Source organism: Pleionea sp. WD8-19 (assembly GCF_055326765.1).
This window is the reverse complement of record NZ_JBUZOU010000004.1, coordinates 241,095-265,223: the sequence shown is the minus strand read 5'-3', so window position 1 is coordinate 265,223 and position 24,129 is coordinate 241,095. Positions and strand designations below refer to the sequence as shown.

27 protein-coding genes are annotated in these 24,129 nt (G+C 41.6%); 12 read left to right on the top strand and 15 right to left on the bottom strand.

The features are described from left to right. The first annotated feature begins 4 nt into the window (after positions 1 to 4). Complete coding sequence (locus ACTUJY_RS07045) at positions 5 to 1,555, top strand: FGGY-family carbohydrate kinase (RefSeq protein ID WP_463615362.1); 1,551 nt, start codon at positions 5 to 7, stop codon at positions 1,553 to 1,555. Positions 1,556 to 1,582: 27 nt separating this feature from the next. After that, entirely contained in the window at positions 1,583 to 2,257 is a 675-nt protein-coding gene (locus ACTUJY_RS07040) for a hypothetical protein (RefSeq protein ID WP_463615361.1), read from the top strand. Between the two features lie 98 nt (positions 2,258 to 2,355). Here ACTUJY_RS07040 and ACTUJY_RS07035 read toward each other — a convergent pair whose 3' ends face one another. Beyond that, on the bottom strand, positions 2,356 to 2,964 hold the full coding sequence (locus tag ACTUJY_RS07035) for a MarC family protein (RefSeq protein ID WP_463615360.1): 609 nt from the start codon (positions 2,962 to 2,964) through the stop codon (positions 2,356 to 2,358). A gap of 54 nt (positions 2,965 to 3,018) precedes the next feature. On the opposite strand from ACTUJY_RS07035, the gene ACTUJY_RS07030 reads away from it, so the two are divergent. Next, a complete protein-coding gene (locus ACTUJY_RS07030) occupies positions 3,019 to 3,144 on the top strand; it encodes a hypothetical protein (protein ID WP_463615359.1) in 126 nt (41 codons plus the stop codon). 266 nt (positions 3,145 to 3,410) lie between these two features. Continuing rightward, a complete protein-coding gene (locus tag ACTUJY_RS07025; RefSeq protein ID WP_463615358.1) occupies positions 3,411 to 4,553 on the top strand; it encodes an acyltransferase family protein in 1,143 nt (380 codons plus the stop codon). 200 nt (positions 4,554 to 4,753) lie between these two features. Here ACTUJY_RS07025 and ACTUJY_RS07020 read toward each other — a convergent pair whose 3' ends face one another. From ACTUJY_RS07020 to ACTUJY_RS07005, 4 genes are read right to left on the bottom strand one after another with little or no spacing between them, the layout of a single operon-like run. After that, entirely contained in the window at positions 4,754 to 5,914 is a 1,161-nt protein-coding gene (locus tag ACTUJY_RS07020) for an HmuY family protein (RefSeq protein ID WP_463615357.1), read from the bottom strand. A 60-nt stretch (positions 5,915 to 5,974) separates the two neighbouring features. Then, the gene (locus tag ACTUJY_RS07015; protein ID WP_463615356.1) at positions 5,975 to 8,041 is read right to left on the bottom strand and encodes a TonB-dependent receptor plug domain-containing protein; all 2,067 of its coding nucleotides are present in this window, start codon (positions 8,039 to 8,041) and stop codon (positions 5,975 to 5,977) included. A gap of 56 nt (positions 8,042 to 8,097) precedes the next feature. Then, positions 8,098 to 8,550, bottom strand: coding sequence for a YaiI/YqxD family protein (locus ACTUJY_RS07010; protein ID WP_463615355.1), 453 nt, complete (start codon positions 8,548 to 8,550; stop codon positions 8,098 to 8,100). Continuing rightward, positions 8,547 to 8,861 (bottom strand): DUF3820 family protein, encoded by a 315-nt coding sequence (locus tag ACTUJY_RS07005; protein ID WP_463615354.1) that lies wholly within the window; start codon positions 8,859 to 8,861, stop codon positions 8,547 to 8,549. The genes ACTUJY_RS07010 and ACTUJY_RS07005 overlap by 4 nt, the downstream gene beginning before the upstream one ends. A 6-nt stretch (positions 8,862 to 8,867) precedes the next feature. On the opposite strand from ACTUJY_RS07005, the gene ACTUJY_RS07000 reads away from it, so the two are divergent. The 4 genes from ACTUJY_RS07000 to ACTUJY_RS06985 all read left to right on the top strand — a co-directional run bounded on the left by ACTUJY_RS07000 (position 8,868) and on the right by ACTUJY_RS06985 (position 10,838). Then, positions 8,868 to 9,203 carry a hypothetical protein gene (locus tag ACTUJY_RS07000; RefSeq protein ID WP_463615353.1) on the top strand — a complete coding sequence of 112 codons (336 nt, stop codon included), beginning with the start codon at positions 8,868 to 8,870 and terminating at the stop codon, positions 9,201 to 9,203. Positions 9,204 to 9,356: 153 nt separating this feature from the next. Continuing rightward, positions 9,357 to 9,572: a hypothetical protein gene (locus tag ACTUJY_RS06995; protein WP_463615352.1), complete on the top strand. Its 216-nt coding sequence runs from the start codon at positions 9,357 to 9,359 to the stop codon at positions 9,570 to 9,572. Between the two features lie 103 nt (positions 9,573 to 9,675). Then, positions 9,676 to 10,143, top strand: a complete 468-nt coding sequence (gene alaE / locus ACTUJY_RS06990) for an L-alanine exporter AlaE (protein WP_463615351.1) — start codon at positions 9,676 to 9,678, stop codon at positions 10,141 to 10,143. An 11-nt stretch (positions 10,144 to 10,154) separates the two neighbouring features. Then, positions 10,155 to 10,838 carry an aspartate/glutamate racemase family protein gene (locus ACTUJY_RS06985; protein ID WP_463615350.1) on the top strand — a complete coding sequence of 228 codons (684 nt, stop codon included), beginning with the start codon at positions 10,155 to 10,157 and terminating at the stop codon, positions 10,836 to 10,838. 46 nt (positions 10,839 to 10,884) lie between these two features. On the opposite strand, the gene ACTUJY_RS06980 is transcribed toward ACTUJY_RS06985, so the two are convergent. After that, positions 10,885 to 11,298: a helix-turn-helix domain-containing protein gene (locus tag ACTUJY_RS06980; RefSeq protein ID WP_463615349.1), complete on the bottom strand. Its 414-nt coding sequence runs from the start codon at positions 11,296 to 11,298 to the stop codon at positions 10,885 to 10,887. A gap of 226 nt (positions 11,299 to 11,524) precedes the next feature. Between ACTUJY_RS06980 and ACTUJY_RS06975 the strand changes: the two genes are divergently transcribed. After that, complete coding sequence (locus tag ACTUJY_RS06975; RefSeq protein ID WP_463615348.1) at positions 11,525 to 12,580, top strand: DUF6607 family protein; 1,056 nt, start codon at positions 11,525 to 11,527, stop codon at positions 12,578 to 12,580. A 172-nt stretch (positions 12,581 to 12,752) separates the two neighbouring features. On the opposite strand, the gene ACTUJY_RS06970 is transcribed toward ACTUJY_RS06975, so the two are convergent. The 6 genes from ACTUJY_RS06970 to ACTUJY_RS06945 all read right to left on the bottom strand — a co-directional run bounded on the left by ACTUJY_RS06970 (position 12,753) and on the right by ACTUJY_RS06945 (position 18,073). After that, on the bottom strand, positions 12,753 to 14,039 hold the full coding sequence (locus ACTUJY_RS06970) for a class I SAM-dependent methyltransferase (protein ID WP_463615347.1): 1,287 nt from the start codon (positions 14,037 to 14,039) through the stop codon (positions 12,753 to 12,755). A gap of 5 nt (positions 14,040 to 14,044) precedes the next feature. Further along, positions 14,045 to 14,476 carry an oxidoreductase gene (locus ACTUJY_RS06965; RefSeq protein ID WP_463615346.1) on the bottom strand — a complete coding sequence of 144 codons (432 nt, stop codon included), beginning with the start codon at positions 14,474 to 14,476 and terminating at the stop codon, positions 14,045 to 14,047. A gap of 31 nt (positions 14,477 to 14,507) precedes the next feature. Then, positions 14,508 to 15,419 carry an HDOD domain-containing protein gene (locus ACTUJY_RS06960; protein ID WP_463615345.1) on the bottom strand — a complete coding sequence of 304 codons (912 nt, stop codon included), beginning with the start codon at positions 15,417 to 15,419 and terminating at the stop codon, positions 14,508 to 14,510. Between the two features lie 48 nt (positions 15,420 to 15,467). Further along, on the bottom strand, positions 15,468 to 16,832 hold the full coding sequence (locus ACTUJY_RS06955; protein ID WP_463615344.1) for an HD-GYP domain-containing protein: 1,365 nt from the start codon (positions 16,830 to 16,832) through the stop codon (positions 15,468 to 15,470). Positions 16,833 to 17,021: 189 nt separating this feature from the next. Continuing rightward, complete coding sequence (locus tag ACTUJY_RS06950) at positions 17,022 to 17,603, bottom strand: HAD family hydrolase (protein WP_463615343.1); 582 nt, start codon at positions 17,601 to 17,603, stop codon at positions 17,022 to 17,024. 80 nt (positions 17,604 to 17,683) lie between these two features. After that, positions 17,684 to 18,073, bottom strand: coding sequence for a hypothetical protein (locus ACTUJY_RS06945; RefSeq protein ID WP_463615342.1), 390 nt, complete (start codon positions 18,071 to 18,073; stop codon positions 17,684 to 17,686). 124 nt (positions 18,074 to 18,197) lie between these two features. Here ACTUJY_RS06945 and ACTUJY_RS06940 point away from each other — a divergent pair, with 124 nt between their 5' ends. Then, positions 18,198 to 19,736, top strand: coding sequence for a DUF3369 domain-containing protein (locus tag ACTUJY_RS06940; RefSeq protein WP_463615341.1), 1,539 nt, complete (start codon positions 18,198 to 18,200; stop codon positions 19,734 to 19,736). Beyond that, the gene (locus ACTUJY_RS06935; protein WP_463615340.1) at positions 19,733 to 21,118 is read left to right on the top strand and encodes a sensor histidine kinase; all 1,386 of its coding nucleotides are present in this window, start codon (positions 19,733 to 19,735) and stop codon (positions 21,116 to 21,118) included. The genes ACTUJY_RS06940 and ACTUJY_RS06935 overlap by 4 nt, the downstream gene beginning before the upstream one ends. Positions 21,119 to 21,120: 2 nt before the next feature. On the opposite strand, the gene ACTUJY_RS06930 is transcribed toward ACTUJY_RS06935, so the two are convergent. From ACTUJY_RS06930 to ACTUJY_RS06920, 3 genes are all read right to left on the bottom strand, one after another. Next, positions 21,121 to 21,540: a DUF1801 domain-containing protein gene (locus ACTUJY_RS06930; protein WP_463615339.1), complete on the bottom strand. Its 420-nt coding sequence runs from the start codon at positions 21,538 to 21,540 to the stop codon at positions 21,121 to 21,123. Between the two features lie 150 nt (positions 21,541 to 21,690). After that, on the bottom strand, positions 21,691 to 22,800 hold the full coding sequence (locus ACTUJY_RS06925; protein WP_463615338.1) for a diguanylate cyclase: 1,110 nt from the start codon (positions 22,798 to 22,800) through the stop codon (positions 21,691 to 21,693). Between the two features lie 257 nt (positions 22,801 to 23,057). Beyond that, positions 23,058 to 23,384, bottom strand: coding sequence for a hypothetical protein (locus ACTUJY_RS06920; protein ID WP_463615337.1), 327 nt, complete (start codon positions 23,382 to 23,384; stop codon positions 23,058 to 23,060). 525 nt (positions 23,385 to 23,909) lie between these two features. Here ACTUJY_RS06920 and ACTUJY_RS06915 point away from each other — a divergent pair. After that, a complete protein-coding gene (locus tag ACTUJY_RS06915) occupies positions 23,910 to 24,101 on the top strand; it encodes a DUF6316 family protein (RefSeq protein ID WP_463615336.1) in 192 nt (63 codons plus the stop codon). Positions 24,102 to 24,129 lie beyond the last annotated feature (28 nt).

Genomic DNA, 24,129 nt, shown 5'->3' with positions numbered 1-24,129 from the left:
GGTTTTGCAGTCTGCTCAACATTTACTGGCCATCGATTGTGGCACGCAAAGCATTCGCGCATTAGTTTTCGATTTAGAAGGCCAACTGGTTGCGATCCGTCAAGTACCACTTGACGGTTATTTTTCCGACCAACCCGGCTGGGTTGAACAACATGTGCATTATTTTTGGGACTCGTTGTGCCGTGTTTGCCACAAACTGTGGGATGAAACCGAGATAAAGCCGGAACAAATTGCCGGTGTTACGCTAACAACCCAACGTGCCACGATTGTCTGTGTGGATGAAAACGGGAGTCCATTGCGTCCTGCCATCGTCTGGATGGATCAACGTCAGGCAACACGCAAGCCCGACATCGCCTGGTGGTGGCGCTGGGCGTTTAAACTGGCAGGCGTGGAAGACACGGTCAATCAGTTTTTGGCCGATGCTGAAGTTAACTGGCTGAAGCAACATCAACCGGAGATTATTCAGCAAACACATAAATATTTGTTTTTATCCGGTTATTTTAATTTCCGATTAAGTGGTGAATATAAAGACAGTGTGGGTAACCAGGTCGGTTATGTGCCTTTTGATTACAAAAAACATCAATGGGCCAGCCAAAAAGATTGGAAGTGGCAGGCCTGCCCATTGGAGCCGAACCAATTACCGGAATTGGTGCGTGTTGGCGAAACCATCGGTTACATCAATTTACAAGCCCATCAGCAAACCGGCTTGCCCGAAGGCTTACCCCTTATTGCAGCGGCCGCAGATAAAGCCTGCGAAACATTGGGGTGTGGCGCACTAAAACCACATCAGGGCCAGATCAGTTACGGCACGACCGCAACACTGAACACCATTCACTCTCACTATATCGAACCTCTACGATATTTACCGCCTTATCCGGCTGCCATTCCGAATCACTTCAGTTGCGAATACCAAATTTATCGAGGCTATTGGATGGTGAGCTGGTTTAAAGAGCAATTTGCACATAAGGAACAAATTCAAGCCGATCAAATGGGTACTTCTGCCGAACAGCTTTTGGATGATAAGGCGTCTAAAATAGCGCCCGGTGCTGACGGACTGGTGCTCCAACCTTACTGGAGTCCGGGTGTGCGTTATCCCGGTCCTGAGGCGCGCGGCGCGATCATTGGGTTTAATGATCAACACACGCGCGCTCATATTTATCGTGCTTTGTTAGAAGGCATTGCCTTCGGCCTACAACATGGTCGACTGCAGATGGAAAAGCGAAGTAAACAAGCAATTACAGAGCTTTTTATTTCCGGTGGAGGCTCGCAAAGTCAAACCGCACTGCAGGTTACCGCTAATATATTCGATTTACCGGTAATTCGCCCGGCGACTTTTGAAACCTCTGGCCTTGGAGCTGCTATTATTCTTGCTGTAGCCATGGGTTTTTATCCGGATTACAACAGTGCAGTAAAAGCCATGTGTCATTCCGGAAACGTGGTGGAACCCATACCGGAACAAGTAAAGTTGTACCGAGAAATTTATCAGCAGGTGTATCGTAAACTCTACCAACGCTTGTCACCTCTGTATCGCAAAATGGCAGAAATACACGGATAATCTGAAAACCCAAAAAAGGAGACAAACATGCGACCTCGTCACATCGCCTGGCTGGTGTGTGTGATCCCTTTAATTGCCGTGCATGGATCTTACTTTGTTGGATTATGGCAAGGCGTTGCCCATGTCTGCATGCCTTATTTTGAAGGCTGTACATCCATCAGTCGCGCCGCTCGTGAAGGCGATGCTATTTTTTTATTTCGCGGCTTAGTTATGCCGCTGGCGGGCTTTTTCGTCTTGTTTTGGTATTTGCAACGCATCTGGTTAGAACAACTGACACATCGTTCGCATCGGTTGATATTTTGGCTAGGTACAATCGCCGCCATATTCTTATTACTTTACGCTGACTACCTGGGCACTCAGGGAAAAATGTATCGAATGTTAAGAAGCTACGGCATCACCTTTTATTTTGCTTTTACAGTACTAGCTCAAATGTTAAGTGTACGTTGTTTATATCGAATTAAAAAAGATTTAAGCACGACTCTTTTTCGCTATCTTCAAATTCAAACCGTTTTAATTACTCTATGCTGGGGACTCGGCTTAACCAATGTCATTATTAAAGGATTTAATCCTGCATGGGCCGATCAATCTGAAAATGCTATCGAATGGCACTTTGCTTTGTATATGACATTCTATTTTGGATTGACCGCAATTATGTGGAAACACAGTGGTTTCAACTGGAACTTTACCGTTAAGGATTCTTAGAAGTGATTCATTTTGAAATCCTGTTTGATCGTTGAAGATCAAGGTTTAACGTCATTTTAATAGAACGCTTATAAAACCAGGCGAACGAATACTATCCGTTAAAAATTAAAGAACCCTCGTATACCAATTAGAATACTATTTATCGCAATTGATGCCAGGATAAGTCCCATCACTCGACTGATCACATTCGCACCGGACTGCCCAATTACTTTGATGATCCACTTGGCCGCTAATAATAAGAGTAATTGAATCAGTAACACAGCCAACATTATGGCTGTCGTTTTTAATTGATGCGTTACTTCAAATCGGTGATTGTCCGTGAGTAAAACGACAGCCATCATTGCGCCTGGAGATGCAATAGCAGGTACCGCTAAAGGAAAGATTGCGGTGTCAGTATGGCTTTTAACAAGTTTAATCTCCTCTTCTGGCTTACTTTCGCCAAACACCATAGAAAAGCCAAAAGCAAACAGAATCAATCCGCCAGCAATTTGGAAAGCGGTTAATGGGACATGCATGGCTTCCAGTAAAAACTGACCGGCAATAATAAAAAACAACAAAATAAGCGCTGCAATACCCACGGCCTGTGCGGCGATTTTTCGCATGTCAGTATCGGCATGCAAACGTGTTACCGCAATAAAAACAGGAATTGTGCCGATAGGATCGATCACCGACCAAAGTAATACGAATTGTTGAATTATCTCGTCCATTAAATACTTTTATTGACTTTTCATTGCTTTAAAGTGGAGTATAGGTGATGTTTTATGTCAATTGAAAAGCTTTTTCAAAAGTCCATTAAAGTAAAACAACAGCCTTCCTTAAAAGACAATATAATCAATCACTTAATTAAAATTCAATCCATATTTACTGAGAAAAAGTCCGTTGAATAGTAATTTCTCAGTTCCCAATCTATACTTTTTTTAGCCTTTGTTGGTTGGGCAGGTGATCGCTTAGTTAAGTCACATCTCTTCTTTCTGTATCACTGTGCCTGTTGTTCTATCTTTCATTTTTATAAAGGACTGGCTTGTAAAAAAATCCTAACACAGCTTTTATTAAAATCAATGCCATAACGTAACACATCGATACACCGAGTTTAATTAATGTTATTTAATATTTATCAAACAATAATGTCGTTTCTCAAGTTAACAATTTGGCAATGAGTAAATGTTACTTTAATCAGTTAACCTGGCTGCGAGGTTTTGCCGCTTTATTAGTGGTTATCTCCCACTCCATTCGAGCGACTGAAGTTCAATACTCTTCCAATGATCATGTAGAGATACCCTACTTTTTTTCAGCACTAGACCTTGGTTCGTTTGGCGTTGTTTTATTTTTTATTCTTAGTGGATGCACACTTTATTTAAACAACGGTCAAAAGCTTAGCAAAAAAAACATATTCGGCTTTTATATCAAACGTTTTTTTCGAATTTGGCCGGCATTTGCGCTCTCTCTTATCCTTTATATTTTAATCGGTATGATCTTCAAGCAGTTCTATGTTTCACCGCAAGACCACTGGATAGAAAAACAATTCTTAACCCATTTCAATTTAGAACATGTTCTTAATTACCTTGCTTTAATATTTAACTTTTCGGGTCCTGGCGGTCTGTTTAATAACGCTTACTGGAGTTTGCCTATCGAATTTCAATACTACTTACTATTTCCAATCATCATGTTGACATTAAAACGCTTCAGTTATTTTGGCCCTATTGCCATAGGCATTGCTCTGTATCTCATACCTAAGCTTAACTTATTTGAATTCGATAACATTCTTTTTTTCTACCTTGCTTATAGTTTTTGCGCCGGTATATTGTTAGGGCACTTTACCCAAGTGAAGCACTTCACATTGAACACGACACTATCGGTTATTTCGCTTCTTTTCGCTCTGTTTTTCGCTTCGGCGGTTTCTCAATCTTGGTTAGATTTTTCCGATTGGTCTTTACTTTCCGACAAATGGCATTGGTACGTTGGTTGCGGGTCATTAACAATATTTATAATGCTTAACTCTGAGCTTAAGTTACCCTTAACCGTTACTCGGCTTTTGGATAAATACGGAACAATTTCTTACAGCACCTATTTATTACATAACATATTTATAGCATTAAGTGTGATTCTCATCATTCAACTGAATATACATAACGGATTAATACGGTTTTATCTTGTCTTTGGATCAGCGGTAGTGCTTACTTATTTTTCTGCACATTATTTTTATGTCTATATAGAAAAACCGAGCATCAATTTCGGCCGGATATTATCGAAGAAAGCGAATAAACTGACTGAAGCGAACACAAACGATTTTAAGTAAAACGAATGCAACAGTTCATTTGTTATATTTGTACTTTGACGGATGAAAAAAAACCGGTACAAAGTACCGGTAAAAGTCGCGGCTTTTGAGGAGTCGAAGCGCTTTTGCCGCCGCGTAGGCTAAAGCGCCTGGCTTTTGAAACTGATGGCATTAAATGTTAGTCAAACAGATGCTCTAAAAAACTAACAGCCCTTTGCTAATTATTCTCCCAGACTCTCAAAGCGGAACGTGATCATACCGCTGGTACCAGCATCATCGTAATACCCAAGTACTTGCAACTTATAAGTGGTTTGCGTGGTATCAACGACGTAAACACGATAGTTTGACCACAACTGATGCGCATTATTTAAGTTATAGGCGTACCATATAAAGTCACTGAAAATATTACTAGCAACCGCTGTTTGGTAATGACCGGAATAATCATAATCTGCAGTGGTACGGGTTCCGGAGTAATAGTTTTCCGGATCGGTTACCGGACCAAACGCCGCACCTTGCCCAGTATGTACCACACCATTGTTGGTCCATAACTGCCAGGTTCGAAAGTCGGACGATACCTGCAGTTTTAAGTCCCAAACATCGCCACTGCAATCGCCCACACTGCCTGCATCAGCATCAAAACATTGCTCACCTTGCATAAAGTTCAGTGATACCGTTTGCGCGGCATCGGCAAATTGATTTTCACCACCGGCCTGAACAAAATACTCCAGGTCGACCGTACCGCCATTAACATTAATGGTTGTGATGTGAAATTTGGTGTAGCTATCGCCTTCAGCATTGCGAATTAAAAACCAGTTATCACTACGAGCTGACATCTGGTGAGTTTGCCTATCGTAGGACCACCAACCGGTTTCCGAACCATCGTTCATTAACGCAGATGTTATTACATCGGTTGTAAATTCCAACTCATCGCTTTTGGTTACGTTCGTAAAAACATCCAGTTCTGATGCTGCCGTTGCCGCAGTAAAACGATCGGTAACCGGTGCACCTTTATCATCATAAAAATCAGTTTGCTCTGCTGCAATTGCTGCCGTCACCATACCACTACCCGAACTTCCGCCATTCAACTTAATGTTGGTTCGTTTAAACGCAATATCCCATTCAGTATTACTTTCGGCTTCGGCATCGGTCAGCTCAATCACTTCTCCCGCGTCCAAATCGAAATAAGTGTATTTGTTTACCGGATCGTCAGCAGGTGCACCTAAGCCACCCGCAGTAGCATCAATGGTTACGGTTTTGAACGAGTCATCAAGCGAGGATTCATCCACAACCGGGGTTGGATTATTATCCTTACACCCAGAAAGCACCAACACACTCATCATCAAAGTTGAGGTCAACAGTTTTTGTTTTAAGTTAGCGTTCATTTTTATTTCCTGATTACAAACGATTTGTTTAAAAGAGCTAAGGATTTAAAGTCATCTATTTTAAAAGTCGTATGAAAAACCAAGATAGACAAAACGTCCGCTAACGGGTCGCCTATCTTCATTCGCTCCACTACCTTGTTGATGAAACAGATTATCGATACCTACAAATAGACGAGTGCTTTTATCCCATTGAAAATTCAATTTACTATCCCAACGCGACCAACTGGGTGATACGATGTAGTTTCCCTCATTGTCGCGCGTCCACTCCCAAGATTGATAACGCCCCGCAAGAATAAAGCTCAAACGATCCAATGATTGGTGCCATTGCCATTTGAGGTTCCAACGAGGGCGCGAGATCAGTGATCGATTCGTTTCACGATCAAGCGTATCGAGATAGGTTATTCCCACAGAAAGCGACGTCGCGTCTTCAGCATAACGCAGGGTCCATTCGCTGCCTTGTGTTCGAGCTTCAGCAACATTAACGTAAACATAAGCCGAGACATGCGGCGTTGATCGCTCCGGATCAACTTCAGAATTAATTAACGATTGAATGTCGTTGTAAAACAGATTGCCATTAATTTCCCAGCGTTGTCCGTTAAAGAGGGTCCACCCTAGCTGAAGACTGGTCGACTGTTCCGGGTCTAATAATGCGTTGCCATAGACAATGTATCCCAACGCCGAATGATCGAAATGATAAAATCGTTCTTTCAAGTTCGGTGCACGATAGCCTTTACTCCAACCCAATCGCCAGCGGTTTTGCCATTGCGTAACCGGATCGCCCGACAACATAAAATTAATTTTCGGCGTAAAATAATCACCAAAACCATCGTCTTGTTGCCAACGAAAACCGGGAAGAATGTCCAAACGCGAATGAGGCTTCCAATCGAGCTGACCAAACCACTGTTGGGAGTTGTCTCGGGCATCCACCTCGATTTCACCAGTGACTTGTTGCAGTTGATACAAATCTTCTTCTTTGGCTAATATCCCGGTGAGCCAATTCCAGCTTCCCTGCGCGTCGTAACGCCACTGCAGCTCTGTTTGCCAAGTGTCGAAGTGCGAATCTCGTGCAACTTGCGCTGTTGCACTATTGTTCTGAAATTGTCCGGATGCTTCGTCACTTGCTTCCTGCATCAAGGTCCATTGCCAATCGTACCCATCAGCAAGCTGCCCATTCAGTCCTGCCGTGATACGACTTTTTTTGTTCTCTTCTCGCTTTTGCGAGAACGAGCCGCCTGTTGCCCGCATATTTCGACTAAGACGAGATACCCGCTGGCTCGGCTTAAAATAACCTCCTACTGCATCGCCTTCGAATACGGCTTCAAACGCCAGTTGCCTTTGATACCCTGCGGCTTCTTGCTGATTTCGAGTGTCATCCGACAATGAATAGCCTTGCAATTGTTGATGGTCGGCCAAACTTTTAAAACGCCATCCTTTTCCGGACAAGGCACTTTGCCAACTGCCCTGCCAACCGGGTTCATCACTATGGGTTCGGTAACTGCCGGAACGCAGCTGCAAGTTTTGAAACGGTTTGTTACGCGCCGAACGGGTGATCACATTGATCACACCGCCCATAGCGGAACTGCCGTAGAGTGCTGAGCTCGCGCCTTTAATCACTTCCACCCTTTCAATTTGTGTACTGCTGATTTCATCCAGATCAACGGTTGAACCACTGGTTGCGGTAAGCGGCTCTCCATCAATCAACACCAGGATGTGATCGCCACCGAAGCCCTGCATTTGAACTTCTTTACCCGCTTTACCGTGAATGTGATTCAATTGAACACCGGGCAGATATTGCAACACTTCGGATAAGCTTTGTGCATGCAATGCGGCAATTTGTTGGCGTGTTATAACTTGAGTAGCAACCGGAGAATCATCTATGCTTCGAACACTGCGCGTGCCGGTAATAACTAGGGTTTTCTGCTCAATGGGATCGGTGAGGGAAGCGGTTGCAGGTAACAAACTCACCAACAAGCCGGCGACGATTACTAATGGACATAATTGCTGAAAGACAGCCTTACCCACGGGTTTGTAACCAAAGGGGAGGTGATGGCTCTCGCACTTTCCACGCACATCTGATTGGCCAGAAGTGGAATGGTGTGAGTTTAAATGTGAATTGGATGTTGTCATGATTAGCAAATGATAATCATTATCATTTGCTAATGCAACTCATTCTTTTTACTGAATCAAGATTTTATTTTCGCTAACCACTTGTCCAACTGATTGGCAAACGCCATACGATCAGAATGGTTCAGTGCAGGCGGGCCACCGGTTTGCACTCCGCTGCTACGCAAGGTATCAAGAAAGTCCCGCATGTTCAGTCGACCTCGAATATTTTCTCGGGTAAATAGCTCGCCACGCGGACTGAGCGCTAAAGCTTTTTTATCGATCACTTCCGCGGCCAAAGGAATGTCCGAAGTGACCACTAAATCATCCTTTTGACAACGCTTCACTATTTCGTTATCCGCCACATCAAATCCGGCTGGAACCTGAATGGCACGGATCAACAAGGAGTCGGGCGTGGGTATGTATTGGTTCGCCACCAAAACGGTAGGTGTTTTGGTTCGCTGTGCGGCTCGAAAAATGATTTCCTTAATCACCTTAGGGCACGCATCGGCATCCACCCAAATCGTTGTCATTGGGTAAACTCCTTATTAAGTAACGGCTTTAACAGGGTTTCCAAGCCATTAAGTTTCACTTCGTGCATGAGCGCCAATTGTCTTCCCAATTTATTGTTTGAAAAACCTTGTTTGTGCATCCAAACCAAATAAGGTTCCGGCAGCTCGAGTAATCGCCGCCCTTGGTATTTACCAAAAGGCATGATCTGATTCACGGCTTCGATGAGTTCTTTTTCCTGCATAGTTACTTTAAATTTTCCAAATGAAACGATTGAATCAACGGCAACGTTGAATGACTCGCGTATAATAACGGAAATTTTCTCTGAACCCATCGTAAAATGACCGCTGAACAGTTCAACCAATGGGGCCTGATATTTGCCCTTACCACCGCCACCGCCTGTTTAACCTTCGGAATCATTGTGTTTTATTCCATGTTGCACGATAAAAAGGCAGGTATTCCGGTGATCATCGCTTTTGTATTAGCGGGTATTGGCCGCGCTGCCAAGTTTTACTTGTTATCGACCATTGCTGTGGTTTTAATGGTGCCAATGGTCGCTTATTTCAGTTATAAGCACTGGAAAAAGCCGGTGATCTGGATCAACTGGGTGATTTTTCTGGTTGCAGCTCCCTTGGCGTTTTACGCCTATCAAGTGCTTTATACCCAAAGCGTTTGAAATTAAGGCAGATATAGAGTGCCAACGCCATCCCAAAATCGAATGAATTTTATACAAAACTAGAAGCCAGTCACACATATTCATCTCTGTGCGAGTCAACCTGTGTCTATAGTGATCGTTAAAAGCAGTAAACGACCCGAATAGGTGAACGACATGACATTTCCAACTTCCGAACAAAGCATCCTTTCCGATAAAACCATCAGCCGGTGGTTAAAAATGCGTATGATGGAGACTCGAAAGTTCGATATTCGAAAAGCTTTGAACGATGTAGAGAAGTTAAAAGACATATTGGAGCGTCGTCTCGATCGTCATTTAAAAGAGTCCAAAACCTTTACAACCAAGGTGAATTTGAAGTGTATCGATATTTAATACGCGTTTAACGTTTAGACTAAAAATCAATCACTTTTGCTGGACAAGATGGTCTTTTCTGGGATAATGCGCCACCAAATCCGCAGTATCCCGCATTTCTAATATGTCGTCGCCTTCAACTCAGTCATCACAGGCTCGCCCTTGGCGCGAAGCATTGATCGATATATTCGCACTGAACACATTTTCTTACGCCGTTTCGCTGCCGATTGAGATACTGGTCGCCGGTATGAGCTGGCAGGAACATTTTCAGGTACGACTGGTTGCTTTGGTGCTGAATACCCTGGTCGCTCGACCTTTTGGCCTTTGGCGTCAATACTTATTTCGTAAAGCGAAGGTGAGTGCAACCGATGGTTTTATGAAAACCTATTTAGCCGACACGCTGGTGTTTTTATCGTTTCAGATGCCACTGTATGTCGGCAATATGATTTTGGGTGGTGCCGACTTAACGGAAATACTCAAAGCCGCTTTAACCGTGAGTATAATTGCCGGTTGTCTTGGTCGCCCCTATGGCTGGTATTTAGATCAACTCCGCGCAAAAACAGGACTTACGTCCTGCTATGAACAATCTTAATGGTCAACTTGATGTTACAAAATTCAATTAATAACAGCGACCTGGTGGTCGGTGTGATCGCCGGTACGTTAACCGACACTCGGTTTGGTCTGAATTACCTGGAATCGAAAGCAACCAAAGCGATTGGTTTATCGATTTCCGAAACACCACAAGCCCAAACCAACTTGCAGGCGCTGGATCGCGATACGTTAACGCAAATGGTCATTGACACGATTTCTAAATTAGTCGATGCTGGCGCAAACTCTGCCATGCTGTATTGCAACTCATTAAGCGGAGCCATCGATTTAGCAAGAGTTAAAAGCGAAAGTCGGGTTCCAGTGGTAACGCCACTCGAGGTATACCACCAACTGACCGATCGCTACCGTAACTTTGGTCTGCTTGCAGCTAATTGCCAAAGTTGCGCCAATATCGAGAAAAACATTCTTACCCTCAATCCCACCGCTAAGGTCATTGGCATCGGCAACTTGCAAATTGTTGAGGATATTGAAGCCCAGCTATCACCACAAATGATCATCAAGCTGCACGCACTTAAAGAGTTAACCAGTGCATTGGTAAAAAGTGGGGTGCAAATACTCATTCTAGGTTGCACCCATTTCGATTACATTTACGAAGAACTGGATAAACTCACCACCGATATACGACTGTTTTTACCTTCGGAAAAAATGTTGGAATTTTTGATTCAAGAAGTCGGGTAAAACCCAAACCAATGAGATGGGTGTTTCCCATCTCAAAAGTTTTCAATTACCAAACTTGCTTACCATCGCCGTAACGAAGGATCCAACCCGTTAAATAAGCACTTAAAAATAACGTAGCGGCTACAAATGAGTTTTTCCAAACCAACCAAGCCAATAACCCTATCACAAACATAATGAGCTCTGCCCAAAGTACGGACCGTCGACGATAAACCCCGACCATATTGAACCTAAACCACCACGGCAATCGCTTCCAGTCATTTGAGTCTTTGTCTATCACGGTAATTTCCTCTGTTAGTTTTGAGACGTGAATTTCAAATACAGAGGCAAGGCTGTTCAGTGTTTCTATGCTGGCTTTATTCCCACGCTCTACTCGCTGAATCGTTCGCACATTTAATCCACACATTTCAGCAAGTTGTTCCTGAGACCAACCTTTTTTATCTCTCAGTTTTCTTACAATCATTAGTACTCCTCATCACTCTGCAAGGAAATCATGTCAACTTTTCTATGCTGACGGTTACGACTTTTCCCCGACAGTCACCCGACAAATGCCTGTTAAGTGACTGTTTAATAGTCCTTTTCATTCATCAAGCTTAATAGAAGGTAAGATCAGGACAATTCCTTGCAAATGCGAATGATAATAATTATTATTTATAAATTATCAAATCAACCCCTCGAGGATACCGAACATGAAGAGACCGTCCAACATTGCCTGGATTCTCACCGGTTTCATTGTTTTGGGCGGCTGCGCTCACTTAAGCGACCCAACCACCGCAGACCATCAAGCAACTCAACAAACCAACCCTCACTATCACTATGTCAGCAATCCTTATAGCAACGCGATCGCCGATGCTCACTCCAAACATGCCAAAGACAGAGCTGCCATTTTGGCAATGCAGGGCGAATACAAAGTTGACTTTCATTTTCAAGAAACCGTGATTCTGGACGAAAACTATCAACGTTTTGCTCCCAAAAAAACGGATGCAAAGGAAGCCGTTGTGGTAGTGGAAAACAGCCCGAATAAAATTGTACTACAGCACCTGCTTATCGTAGGTGACGATCATGTGATCAAACATTGGCGACAAGACTGGTTGTTCGAAGCCGAGCAACGATTTGAATTTACCCGCGATCAAACCTGGACAATTAAGGCCATACCCGCCAAACGCCAAAAAGGCTTTTGGACCCAATGTGTGTACGAAGTTTCTGACGCGCCCCGATATTGCGGCACCGGCATATGGCAGCATGAAACAAACGCGTCAACTTGGACCAGCGACATCAGCTGGCGCCCTTTGCCTCGCAGAGACTACACCATTCGCAGTGACTACAATGCGTTACAAGTGATCAATCGTCACACCATAACACCTATGGGCTGGACGCACGAACAGGACAACACAAAGGTTGTACGAAACGGCGAAGCAATTGAAAAACGTCTGGTTCGGGAGTTTGGCTTTAACAACTATCGAAATATTTCAGGATTTAACTTTAATCCAGCCTACACCTATTGGACAAAAACAGCACCTTACTGGGCGTTAATTCGAAACAATTGGACCACGCACTTTAACAGGAGCCAACGTCTTGAATTGGCTACCCAAGTTGATGGGATGCCCATTATTGAAGCCACGTTTGATCGGGCAGATAAAATATTGAAAGGTGAAGCGATTCCTGCAACAGCGGAAGTGAACACTTTTTTAAGCCAATGGGTAAACGCTTCAACTCGTAATGCAGTAAGCATCTCCACCCAGTAACTGAGAATAAGCAGACAGAAAAGATAGGCCAGCTGTGTTAGCGGGCGGGCTGAGCAGAAAAATAACGAGCTCCTTTTTCTGTGATAACCCTGTACAGCATGCAGCCTGTCTTTTAAGTTGAAGGTTTGACCTAAATCAGAAAACGATTGATTGATTAGTTTCAAACATACTTTTAATTGACGGGCACTTTACTCAAATACATTCGCCCTAAAGAATGAAGCAACCGATACACTGGCCGAAGTTCGGACAACAGTTGTTTATCGCTTACTTTTCTTTCACGTTGTCGGGTTTTTGCGAAGGCTTCACGCAGTGTATGTCGACCATCAAAATACCGAAACATCGACTTAAGTGTTGCACTACCGGGAATCGAAAAATTTTCCGTTTTTTTGTTCAATGTAAACGATAAGTTTAACACCGCACCTGGTTGAATTGCTTGATGCAATGCCATGTGTTGTCCTTTAAGATCGGAGGTTAACACCACACGGTTTTCCAGATCATTTATGACAGGTTGTGCTTTTTCTTCTTCTGACAGATAAAACTGGTGTTTAATAATGCCACCGTGAATAATTTCTGACATGGTTTGTTGCTCAACTCGAGAATGCAATTTTAATGTTTTTAATAACGACTCATCGTTGATCAGCGCTTCGGGCTCATAGCTGCGTTTGTATTGGCCGGTAAAATCGACAAACCTTAATCCTGCATCCTTTGCAAACTGATACAGCTCCGGAACATCGTATGCGCGATCGCACACATGGAGCAACAAATCCACCAGTCCAATATCGCCGTTAATTTCTCGATCAATTTCGGCCTGCCATGTATCGAATGTGCGCTTAAAAAGATTGGATGCCGGCAACTGAGCGATGAGTCGTCGCGCGATTGATATTTGTTCATTCAAATCGTGACTTTTCGCACACGCAATTTTTAATAAGGACTGCATCTGATAAATAGCGGCGCGAGCATGTTTTGCGTAAAGCATCAGAAAAATCGCGCCATTGGGCTTTAATACTGATTTAAGTAATTTCAGGCCAAGCAGTGGATTTTCTAGGTGATGCAAGACGCCGGAACAATTGATATAGTCAAATTTATCGAATTGCAGCTCCGGTATTTGTTGTATTGTTGCAGTTATCCACTGAATGTTCGTTAATCCTCGAACCTTTGCTCTTGCTTCCGCCACAGCGCGTGAACTGTTCGACATATCCAGATAGATCACTTGCGCATTTTTTTGGCGCAACTGTTCCGCCAGATAAATTACGGAATCACCAGTACCACCGCCGGCAACCAGGCAACGAAAGGTATCTTCAAATTTTTGTTCACCATTAAAGCAATAGTGGTTCAACTCCTCTAATGTATCGCCAACGGTGGGAAGCAATCTTTGTCGTTCATCTTCTGGATTTCGATAAGGATAAGGTTGCTGTTCGTATTGGTTACGAACAGTGGCGGTTAAAGTATCGGCAATCATATGCTTTAAACCTTTTTGGTGGCTTTGTTAATACCTAATTTTCCTAATACTTCACTCGGCTCACCTCGCAAAAACTTCCGCAATTCAGACTTCAATTGGCTTACGGAATATTCTGAGTTGGCCTTCTCCAGCAATTTAACAACATCATCAAATTGCTGACGACGTCTCTCATAATCCGGGCCGGACCTACGGCGATCTTTAAAATTAACCAATAAAGTCGACCCGCAACTGCAATTACGGTACAGTTCAACAAGAGGGTTGTAATCATCATCTTCACTTTCTTTCAATCCACTGGTATCTCGTATGCTTTTCGTTTTTTCTAAATAGTCATCCGCTGATTGATATACTGCCCCGCAATTAGAACAGGTTTTTGGAAAAGTATCTAAAGCGAGTTTATTCAATCCTTCATACAGTGACTCCAATAAGCTTTCCACCATATTAAAACTCCTTAATGCAAACGATAAAATACTATTGAATATTACTGGGTAATTGTTCGAGCTTTCCGAATAACGTTTCACATTGTGAGGATGAAAAGTCGAACTGTGAAAGATAAGAAAACGAAGAAGTGCTTTCCATATTGTGGTGCTTCGCCAGTAAATACACTTCACTGAACTTATTTGCTTGTAACAAAATTTTCCCGAGTGAGGAGTTAATTCTAGTATTTTGCTCTCTTAACGCTTTAATAATCGTTTCGGGCAACTGCCATTCCAAAGCGATAAAGGCAGATATATCTTCCGATATTTCTGTCATAGTCCTTCTAAAAGCCAAACTTCCGGGCATTTCGTCTCCTAACTCTTGCTTAAATATCGTAACTAAACATTTAAAAATTATCACTTTTCCTAAGTCATGCACGAGCCCCAAAAGATAAGCAAGAAAAACATCTTGTTGCTGTACTTTCGCCAGCTCTTTGCAAATGACAGCGGTTTGCAATGAGTGTGTCCAAATAAGTTTTCCAAACATGCGATAGTAAATCGGTTTGACTTGCATCAGTTGCTCCATCAAAATGGAGGACGTAATTGATGCAACGCCCTCGAGTCCCATTGAACGTAAAGCCGCATCGATGCTTTCAATAGGGTGTTCGGTGCGACGATAATACGCGCTGTTTGCAATGCTAATTACTTTTCCAGAAAGTACCGGATCACGATTGATAATTTCAGATACTCGATTGAAATCGGAATTTTCATTGGCCATTTCTTCCAATAATTCTGAAATGACTCCGGGTACCGACGGAATTTGATCGGACAATAACTCAATCTCGGTAACAACCTTACGAATTTCTTCATGAACTTTATTCTCAATTGAATTCATTTCGTTCGTGTCTAACAAATTATCGCTAAACATTAAATCGTAAAATGCGGTATTAGAATATATTTCCGACATTATTTTCCCAGCCATTACGTTTAATTTTCTAACATTTTTTTAATTCGTCTAAGCGGCTGCGGTTGTCGCTTCATAGGATTCCCACGCATGAAGTAAATCTTCATCCAGTTCTTCAACTAATTGATGTAACTCTTTACGTTGCTTAAATTTCTGACAGTCTTGAAGAAGATTGGGTAGCAACCGATCAGCTCGCTTTATGACCCATAACAGCTCATGTTGCAACGCTTCGATTTCTTGCAATTCAAGATGCGTTTGCTCAAAATCGTCATCTTTCAATCCATCAAGCCAAGTGCAAACATCGTCTCCCACTAATCCCGAACGTTGAATCGTGCTCATAATATAATGAATTGATTCACTGGTGGATTTGGCATGCTCACTTTCAACCGCACGTAACAAAAGCTTATGAATGTCATTGAGGATCCCTTCCATTTTCTTCAATCGTTGATTGCGTTCTATAAGGCGACTGGGTAATGATGCGAACTGCTCTCGATTAATCAAAACAGCGACACTGAGTTCTGAGCGGTTCAATATTGCATGTATTGCTTGATAGGTTTCAAAGAAAAAAGTTCGAATGTTTATCTGTAAGTAGGGTCGAATATCAGCGAGTGTTTTGCCAACTTGAGAAAACTGACGACACCGAATATGATGAATTGCATCAACCATCGCAACAATTTGCCCACAAAAACATAATTGCTCTTGTCTTTTTTCCTTCGGATAACCAGTACCATCACACCTTTCATGATGCTCAAGAATTCCGCGGCAAATATTTTCTGAATAGAATCCACAACTTTCAACTATTCGCTTACTGATGAGTACGTGACTCTGTATTGCATGCCATTCTTCGTCGGTAAAGCCACCCGCTTTATTGACAACATTTGGGTCGACATGTAAAAGGCCAATGTCATGAAACAGTCCAACAAAAAACGTTTCTCTAATTTGCTCCGAGGGCAAATCCATTTCTCGTGCAATCATGCTTCCTAGCCAAGCTGAAAACAAAGTTCTTTCAAATACTTCCGGCAGGCGCTCTTGCATAACTGTTAACTTTTGTAATAAAGGCCTTGGAATTACATTCACGGTACATAAATGACTCAAATGATTTTCAAAGCCATTCATTGTATGAATTTGCTTTAGATCATAGTAATTTGAAAGGTAGTGATGAAACGCGCTATTAAGGCTTTGTTTATTTAAGCATTTATTAAAAGTAACCACTTCATCCATTGGTTTGGCCATTTTGTGGCCTAACAATCTTTCAGCGATGCTTTTTTTTATTCGCGTTCCTTTGGGTACCAATAAAACACCAAATTGATTAAAAATATCTTCAGAAGCGATAATTTCTTTAATGGCGTCAATATTAGCAAGATGATCGACATAGCAATCCGCTTTTTCGGGATCATAACTTTGAAGATCACTCATAATACAGTTCAAGCCGCATTTAATGCCTAAGGTTTATACATTATTGACTAAAAATTGTATTTTTTCCGTGTACCAAGATAACTTTATTTAATAAATCGAAATATTTTTATTAAAGCAGTGGCATCTCAACAAAACACATACAAATATCTCATTTTATTATTACAATATCTCTATATTTTAATAAAAATGTCACACTAAAACTGACCGCTCAGCATGCGTGTAAAGTGCTCGGTCGTTTCCTTCGGGATCGTCGATGTAACACAATTGGATGGGTTTAGCGACACGCTCCACTTTTGTCTGGCCGATATTAAAAATTCGAATGTCGTTTGGAAACTTTATTTCACTGCCATGCACGGTAATACATGCAACTTCTTCCTTCGTTAGCATTTGATGTTGTTGAAGCGATTGCAGAAATGCATCGACTGATTGTCGATAGTTGGTCGAACTGATATAGACATCGTCACCGGATTGAATATGGTCACGTAGTGCCTTTACGATTGAATGATTTATTTTTTCTTCATCAATTAATCGCATGCAGTGCTTTAATGCCGTATTAAAAATGTTTTCCGCGGAAGTTTGCATTTTTTTGAGTGCATCAGACATCGCCTGAAAGCTAGCCGGTTCATGACCCATTAAGTGAATATTTTTGTTAAAAGCATCTAATAGCACATCAAAATCGACACTCATAATTTCATTTGTAACGGACTTCCACAGATCATTTCCTTTTTGAGTCAATGTACCATCCATATCGAAAACCACGGTTTTTATCATAGTCGTTTTCCTAATTTAAAATAATATCAAATAAAAGCCCTAACTCACACTAACTTAGTATCACTGACAGTTTCATATATCTAAAAAATCTTATTTGTCTCTTCACAAGTGATTTTATTCAAATGGGTAATTATCAGTCGCAATCGTTTTCCATATTCTGAGTTAGTGACGTAACCACATTCTCCTGAAATCTGTGCATTATCTTCAAACGTTACGTTGTACAGATACACACCGTCTTTTTGAGACGAGGAATAATAAATACGTTCAGTACCTTGAGAAGGTATTTCCGAAAACACCAGTCGATTGCTGGGTAATTGAATAACGAGCTCTATAATTTTTAATTTGGATTGATTAATAATATGTACTTCTGGCTGAATCAGCCTATAAAGCCCAATGGCGCCAAAAGTCATCAGCACTAAAAAAGCCACAATCAATAGTATTCGTTTCAATTCGATATAATCGTTTAACATTCGATACAGTTATTTTAACACGACTTTTTAGCTCTTCAGGTAATCAATTTCATAAAGTGAAGTTCACTGCAGATTGTTAAGGTTCGACTACAATTAATTAAGATGTACTTAACTCGTATAGACCATGGATTTTTTCAAAGAAGACACCCCCAATTCACCTGAGCTGACAACCAGTCAAGAAGAGCCCTGGTTGGTTGCCATTATTGACGATGAGCCTGAAATCCATCAAGTGACTAAGCTGGCACTCAAACACCTGGTGTTAGACGATAAAAAACTTGAATTTATTTCGGCACACAGCGGAGAGGCAGGTTATCAACTCTTAAAAAGCAACCCAGACACAGCCGTTGCTTTTATCGACGTGATAATGGAAACCGATGATGCCGGATTAGTACTGGTAGAAAGACTTAGGAAAGAACTAAACAACCATTCCACAAGAATTGTATTAAGGACGGGGCAACCCGGCATGGCGCCAGAAGAGCAGGTGATACGCGAATACGACATCAATGACTACAAATCGAAGACTGAATTAACAGCGATGCGCCTGAAATCCTGCGTATACTCTGCAATTCGCTCTTTTCGGGACATAAAAATCATTGAGCGCAGCCAAAAAGGGATGGAGCGCGTTATCAGCTCCTCAATATCGGTCTTGAAAAGTAAGTCCATGAGTGATTTTGGGAGTGCGGTTCTTGAACAAACACTGTTATTGTTGAACCTAAAGAAATCAGCACTCTACCTCACTAGCCACTATCAAGATCTCTATCAAGATGAACATGTCAACGTATTAGCCGCTTCCGGTGACTGGGTCAACCTTTGTTTGGATAAGAATATGAATGACATTCCAGAGCCTGCCAGACAGCGAATTCAAGACGCTTTTAAGACCCAAAAATCAATGCATGCTAACGATTACTATGTGGGTTATTTTTCTTCTGGTAGTGGTAACTGCAGCGTTCTTTACTTGGAGCTCCATACACAACTCAGTGACCTTCAATTACGAGTTTTGAAATTGTTCGCGACTAACGTTGCTTTAATATTCGACCAATTAACGGCAAAAGAAGATATTTTACTGACACAAAGAGAACTCATTACCGTTTTAAGTGATGCCATAGAAGCGCGTTCTATTGAATCGGGATCGCACGTTAAACGAGCCGCTTTAATGTGTGAATTAATTGCGCAAAGAATGGGACTCAACGAGGAGTTCGTCGACTCCATTCGACACGCGGCACCTTTACATGATTTAGGAAAAATCGTTATCCCTGAGTCGATTTTAAATAAACCCGGAAAACTAGACGATAAAGAATGGGCACTCATGAAAACGCATGCTCAGCAAGGATACGATCTGTTACACCACTCTAATCGAATTATTGCCAAAATGGGTGCTCGAATTGCGTTGACTCATCATGAGCATTGGAATGGAAAAGGTTATCCAAACGGAATCAGCGGTGAAGACATTCCTTTGGAAGGACGTATCATGGCGGTGGTTGACGTTGTGGATACCTTATTATCCGAACGTTGTTATAAATCTGCCTGGCCAGAAGCTGAAGTAAAAGAATATTTGGCCGAGCATTCAGGAACACAATTTGATCCAGCCGTTGCAACAATCGGACTCAATCACTTTCAAGAGTTGGTCGCCATTCACAATACGTTTCCGGATAAAAACCATTGATTGCAGAACTGGAAAACATTTTACTGAATGTCAGTCAATCATCGGCCATCGACAATGGTAATATTGATGAGGCCGCAGCAACGATTTTACGTTCCGTTTGTGAGGGTCTAAACATCACACGAGCGGGGATCTGGTTACTCGGTAATGATGGTGAATCAATACATTGCCGAATGTTGATTGACAAAGGAAATGACTTAACAGACGAATCTCTGGTTTTAAAACGAGAACAGTTTCCAGCTTATTTTAATGCGTTGGATACCGAGCGGACCATCGCGGCTCACGACGCAGAAAACGATCCAGATACCCGTGAATTTAAAGACGTATACCTAAGTCCGTTAGGCATCACCTCCATGCTCGACTGCCCGATCCGCCATCGAGGGAAAATGATAGGCATTATTTGTTCCGAGCATCAAGGTCGACAACGTATTTGGAAAGACGATGAAAAAGTATTTGCGGCTGCAATGGCGGATCTGTACGGCCGTGCCGTTAGCGCACATCAGCGTGCTGAAGTGGAACACAAACTCATTCAGTTAAACTTGAAACTGGAAGATAAAGTTCGACAACGCACACAAAATCTCGAACAAGCGCTCGTACAGTTAAAAAGTGCACAAAACCAATTAATCGAAAGTGAGAAAATGGCAGCGCTGGGCAGCTTGGTTGCCGGCGTCGCTCACGAAGTTAACACACCATTAGGTGTCTCCATTACCTCGGTCAGTCATTGCCTGGGTGAAGTGAGGCGCGTAAAAAATCATTTTGAACAAGATCAGTTGAGTAAAGAGCAATTTGCAGAATTCATCAGCGACATTCAAACAGCACTCACCATTTCTGAACAAAATCTGACGCGAGCCGCGGAACTGATTCGAAACTTCAAACGCACAGCAGCCGATCAATCCAGTCTGGAAATGGAATCTCTGGATTTAGCACAGTACATCAATAGAACACTGAGCTCCTTAAAACCCATGCTGAATAAACAAAGCATAAAATTGCAACTTGAAGACTTACAGTCGGTTCAAGTGGAAACCTATCCTGGCGCAATAGCACAAATCATGACAAATCTGGTGACAAACAGCTTGCATCATGCATTTCAAGACTTAAAAGATAAGCCAAAAATAATCCGAATTGGATGTTATCAGGAAAATAATGAGGCGCTAATTCACTATACCGATAATGGCAAAGGCATGAAAGACGAAGTTGTTTCCAAAATTTATCAACCATTTTATACGACAGCCCGTCATCAAGGAGGAACAGGACTTGGAATGGCGATTGTTTATAACTTAGTTTCTCAAAAACTGAAAGGCTCACTGGAGCTAAGCTCAAAACTCGGCGAAGGCATGTCTTTAAAAATTACATTACCTCGCAAACTTAAAAAGGTGCTGCAATAAATTTAGTTAGGATAAGTGGATTTCATATACTTTAGCGACGCCTTCATTAATTGAACTAACACATTTTTATCAATATCTTGAAGTTTATTAATGTATAAACAAGACTTTCCCGTTTTAAACTTTCCCAGTTTTTTCATTAATTTATCGTATTGACTAAAGCCCGACATAATGTAAAGTGTTAACGCATTTTTTCGGGGCGAAAAACCGATACGCATCCAGTCACCTTCTCGACCACTGGCGTACACGTAGTGATAGCTACCAAACCCGATAATTGAAGAGCCCCACATTTTAGGTGACTCTTGAGTGATTTCACGCATCATTTTCATCACTTCAATTGCGTCCTCACGACGTTGTTGCGGTTCAACTTTCGCTAGAAACGCATCCACACTCGCATCATTTTTTTTCGTTTTCAACTCACTCATAATCGTCTCTTAATGGTAGGTTTTATTATGTCAGACAACCCTTTTGATGATTAACGCTTCCTCAGTGTTCGAGATAGCTCCGATATTTTTATGAAGTAGCGCCTCAATAACGGCCGCAAATTAACCATAGATTTCGTTTTTAATATCAAGTCAACCTTCTAGTTCCGCCACACAAATGTTACTCCGACCCGACTTTTTGACGTTGTACATAGCTTGATCGGCAACTTTTCTTAACTGTTCACCATTTATTGCATGATCTGGAAAGATCGCAATCCCAATACTAGCGCTCACGTTTAGTTTTTGACTTGAGTACGGTATCGTTTTTCCGATTTCATCCAATATGCGCTTAGCAATAGTGATTGCTTCTTTTACATCGGTTAAATTTTCTAAAATGACAACGAACTCATCTCCACCTATTCTCGCTGCGGCGTCGTTTTGGCGATTGATCGCTTTAATTCGGTTTGCAACTTCGACTAAAACACAATCACCAGCTTCATGCCCAAAAACATCATTTATTTTTTTAAAGCCGTCTAAATCAATGAACAGTAAACCCACTTTTTTCTGTTCCCGTTGTGCTCGATAAATCGCATTATCCAACCGTCCTTTCGCCATATTAAGCAGCAATAACCCTGTTAGTTGATCATAAATGGCCATTTTTTTAATTTCTTCACGTTGTTTTTCGATTTTATGTAAAAGTTTTTTAATCGCTTGTTGATAAACCGCAATAGAAAGCAAAACAACGATTGGCATTATGGTTGCTGCAGTTAAAAAAGAAGCCCAAGAAAAAATGCTTGTTACATAGGTATTCGGATCAACGGGTAAAATGAGGATACTATTGATAAAAAGATAAGCCGCAAAAATAACTAGCGATAACGTGGTTAAAACACAAGCGATACCTAACTTAATATTGTATAAAGTGCTAACTAAAAAGCTACTGACAACCAGCCACCAAACACCTGCGCCAAGTAGCCCTAGAATAAACAGTCCGGCAATGCCAATACTAAAGAAAATGAGAATCAATAGAATCGCTTTAAAGTGAAAAGGCATTTTTCTACGAAAAGTAAACAGGGTAATTGCAATGGCAGCCAAAGCCGCATGAAATGTATATATATCAAGCCATCCAGTATTGAAATAGCGCATAATCGATAACGGAGCGCCCAAAATGGCAATAAAGAAAACACCTTTCCAAACACCATCTACCAAATGGAGTCGAATTTGGTTAAGGGACTCTTGAGATGTTTCGAACTGCTCAATATCCATGGTTCTCATAAAACAAAAAGTTGAAATGAACTGGCAGGCAGGCTTTGAATACTTAATTCAGTATAGGAAGGGAAATGAAATGCAACAATGAGATTAATCTTTACTGATGCTTAGCAAGTATAATATCGGTAATATATAGACATTCAATCCGTTACCTTTAACGAGTTCGGCTTTTACATCTTTGTAAAGAAAAAGGCGGAAAGTCCGCCTTATAATTTTTCTTGTTATTGCTATTTTGGTTGTTATTAACTTTGAGCTCAACTCAGTCCTTCAAACCAACGTTGATAGAAACGACTTTCACTGCGTGGCATAAATAACATTTTCATTGAGACCGACACCATTAATGTGCCTAAAGTCATCGCCAATGCCACCAGCCATACTTGTGTCATCCAAATGAGAACAAATGCAGCTGCTAAGCTGCTTACTGCAATCAGCATCATAAATTGTAACCAGCGCGGCGCTAAAATCACATTGGCTTTGGCTTCTAGCCGCAATTGGTTGATGTAATCAAATCCACCTCGAAAGCCTTGGTACAATGCCATAATGCTGGCAGCAAAAACAATCGCGATCCCAATTTCCAGCATTTAATGAATTCCCCTTAAGGTTGAGTTTGTCTTTATTATTGAGTGTTCGAACATACCAAAAAAGGCGTCAATCACAAACAGTTTAAAATCCTACCGCTATAAAAAACAAAATTTTTATAGTATTCAAGTACTTAGTGAACATTTGATCAGATTTCGCTCGCTGCGGTGCAATATAACGACAAATGGTTGTTTTTCAATCAGTTAGTGACTCTAAGTTCTAAGTTCTAAGTTCTAAGTTCTAAGTTCTAAGTTCTAAGTTCTAAGTTCTAAGTTCTAAGTTCTAAGTTCTAAGTTCTAAAAATATTATGTCGAATTTATTGGTATAACCCCTAACCTCTTTTTACTTAGCGCTTAGTGCTTAAAATCAAATATCTCACAACCAAATTTCGACAAGTTTCACAGAATTTATACAATCGTTATGGATAATGTCTTACAACAGTCATGCAAGATTACTGATACAGAGAACCCTAACATCCACCTATAATTCTGGCTTCAATGTCGGAATAGTTAGATAAGGACATCACCATGAACTTTAGTGCTCAAATTATTCGTCGTGATCGCATTTTTAAGCAAGCTCGGGGCTGGTTTTTTGCCACTCGCGAAGGCATCAATATGGGTCCGTTTCCCGATCAACCCAGCGCTGAGCTCGAGATGGTGAATTACGTACGTTCGATAAGCGAGAAATTTCGCGAAAACATATTTCTCCAAAATAATTGAAATATTTTTGAACTTTCCAGTCTAGGTC

Excerpts from the sequence above, each read along its gene's own strand:
- ACTUJY_RS06920 (WP_463615337.1), bottom strand. The coding sequence starts at position 23,384 with ATGCTGGAAATTGGGATCGCGATTGTTTTTGCTGCCAGCATTATGGCA.
- ACTUJY_RS07025 (WP_463615358.1), top strand. The coding sequence starts at position 3,411 with ATGAGTAAATGTTACTTTAATCAGTTAACCTGGCTGCGAGGTTTTGCC.
- ACTUJY_RS07005 (WP_463615354.1), bottom strand. The coding sequence starts at position 8,861 with ATGGGTTCAGAGAAAATTTCCGTTATTATACGCGAGTCATTCAACGTT.
- ACTUJY_RS06975 (WP_463615348.1), top strand. The coding sequence starts at position 11,525 with ATGAAGAGACCGTCCAACATTGCCTGGATTCTCACCGGTTTCATTGTT.
- ACTUJY_RS07000 (WP_463615353.1), top strand. The coding sequence starts at position 8,868 with ATGACCGCTGAACAGTTCAACCAATGGGGCCTGATATTTGCCCTTACC.
- ACTUJY_RS07010 (WP_463615355.1), bottom strand. The coding sequence starts at position 8,550 with ATGACAACGATTTGGGTGGATGCCGATGCGTGCCCTAAGGTGATTAAG.
- ACTUJY_RS06925 (WP_463615338.1), bottom strand. The coding sequence starts at position 22,800 with ATGGATATTGAGCAGTTCGAAACATCTCAAGAGTCCCTTAACCAAATT.
- alaE (WP_463615351.1), top strand. The coding sequence starts at position 9,676 with ATGTCGTCGCCTTCAACTCAGTCATCACAGGCTCGCCCTTGGCGCGAA.
- ACTUJY_RS07030 (WP_463615359.1), top strand. The coding sequence starts at position 3,019 with ATGTCAATTGAAAAGCTTTTTCAAAAGTCCATTAAAGTAAAACAACAG.
- ACTUJY_RS06950 (WP_463615343.1), bottom strand. The coding sequence starts at position 17,603 with ATGATAAAAACCGTGGTTTTCGATATGGATGGTACATTGACTCAAAAA.
- ACTUJY_RS06915 (WP_463615336.1), top strand. The coding sequence starts at position 23,910 with ATGAACTTTAGTGCTCAAATTATTCGTCGTGATCGCATTTTTAAGCAA.
- ACTUJY_RS06980 (WP_463615349.1), bottom strand. The coding sequence starts at position 11,298 with ATGATTGTAAGAAAACTGAGAGATAAAAAAGGTTGGTCTCAGGAACAA.
- ACTUJY_RS06985 (WP_463615350.1), top strand. The coding sequence starts at position 10,155 with ATGTTACAAAATTCAATTAATAACAGCGACCTGGTGGTCGGTGTGATC.
- ACTUJY_RS07035 (WP_463615360.1), bottom strand. The coding sequence starts at position 2,964 with ATGGACGAGATAATTCAACAATTCGTATTACTTTGGTCGGTGATCGAT.
- ACTUJY_RS06930 (WP_463615339.1), bottom strand. The coding sequence starts at position 21,540 with ATGAGTGAGTTGAAAACGAAAAAAAATGATGCGAGTGTGGATGCGTTT.
- ACTUJY_RS06940 (WP_463615341.1), top strand. The coding sequence starts at position 18,198 with ATGGATTTTTTCAAAGAAGACACCCCCAATTCACCTGAGCTGACAACC.
- ACTUJY_RS07040 (WP_463615361.1), top strand. The coding sequence starts at position 1,583 with ATGCGACCTCGTCACATCGCCTGGCTGGTGTGTGTGATCCCTTTAATT.
- ACTUJY_RS06960 (WP_463615345.1), bottom strand. The coding sequence starts at position 15,419 with ATGTCGGAAATATATTCTAATACCGCATTTTACGATTTAATGTTTAGC.
- ACTUJY_RS06995 (WP_463615352.1), top strand. The coding sequence starts at position 9,357 with ATGACATTTCCAACTTCCGAACAAAGCATCCTTTCCGATAAAACCATC.
- ACTUJY_RS07015 (WP_463615356.1), bottom strand. The coding sequence starts at position 8,041 with ATGACAACATCCAATTCACATTTAAACTCACACCATTCCACTTCTGGC.
- ACTUJY_RS06955 (WP_463615344.1), bottom strand. The coding sequence starts at position 16,832 with ATGAGTGATCTTCAAAGTTATGATCCCGAAAAAGCGGATTGCTATGTC.
- ACTUJY_RS06970 (WP_463615347.1), bottom strand. The coding sequence starts at position 14,039 with ATGATTGCCGATACTTTAACCGCCACTGTTCGTAACCAATACGAACAG.
- ACTUJY_RS06965 (WP_463615346.1), bottom strand. The coding sequence starts at position 14,476 with ATGGTGGAAAGCTTATTGGAGTCACTGTATGAAGGATTGAATAAACTC.
- ACTUJY_RS06945 (WP_463615342.1), bottom strand. The coding sequence starts at position 18,073 with ATGTTAAACGATTATATCGAATTGAAACGAATACTATTGATTGTGGCT.
- ACTUJY_RS07020 (WP_463615357.1), bottom strand. The coding sequence starts at position 5,914 with ATGAACGCTAACTTAAAACAAAAACTGTTGACCTCAACTTTGATGATG.